Origin of the sequence: Cryptosporangium minutisporangium (assembly GCF_039536245.1) — a bacterium.
Taxonomy (GTDB): domain Bacteria; phylum Actinomycetota; class Actinomycetes; order Mycobacteriales; family Cryptosporangiaceae; genus Cryptosporangium; species Cryptosporangium minutisporangium.
In genome coordinates this window covers 1-627 of sequence record NZ_BAAAYN010000141.1, presented here as the reverse complement: position 1 = coordinate 627, position 627 = coordinate 1, and the positions used below count along the sequence as shown (strand labels likewise).

General features: G+C 47.0%; 1 protein-coding gene. It reads right to left on the bottom strand.

The window, feature by feature from the left end; genetic code table 11:
• Positions 1-132 precede the first annotated feature (132 nt).
• Positions 133-627, bottom strand: a 495-nt coding sequence (locus ABEB28_RS42880) for a serine hydrolase (RefSeq protein WP_142759216.1), incomplete at its 5' end; no start/stop codon positions are given.

Below are 627 nucleotides of genomic sequence, written 5' to 3'. Positions count from 1 at the left end.
GTGGAACGAAAACTCACGTTAAGGGATTTTGGTCATGAGATTATCAAAAAGGATCTTCACCTAGATCCTTTTAAATTAAAAATGAAGTTTTAAATCAATCTAAAGTATATATGAGTAAACTTGGTCTGACAGTTACCAATGCTTAATCAGTGAGGCACCTATCTCAGCGATCTGTCTATTTCGTTCATCCATAGTTGCCTGACTCCCCGTCGTGTAGATAACTACGATACGGGAGGGCTTACCATCTGGCCCCAGTGCTGCAATGATACCGCGAGACCCACGCTCACCGGCTCCAGATTTATCAGCAATAAACCAGCCAGCCGGAAGGGCCGAGCGCAGAAGTGGTCCTGCAACTTTATCCGCCTCCATCCAGTCTATTAATTGTTGCCGGGAAGCTAGAGTAAGTAGTTCGCCAGTTAATAGTTTGCGCAACGTTGTTGCCATTGCTGCAGGCATCGTGGTGTCACGCTCGTCGTTTGGTATGGCTTCATTCAGCTCCGGTTCCCAACGATCAAGGCGAGTTACATGATCCCCCATGTTGTGCAAAAAAGCGGTTAGCTCCTTCGGTCCTCCGATCGTTGTCAGAAGTAAGTTGGCAGCAGTGTTATCACTCATGGTTATGGCAGC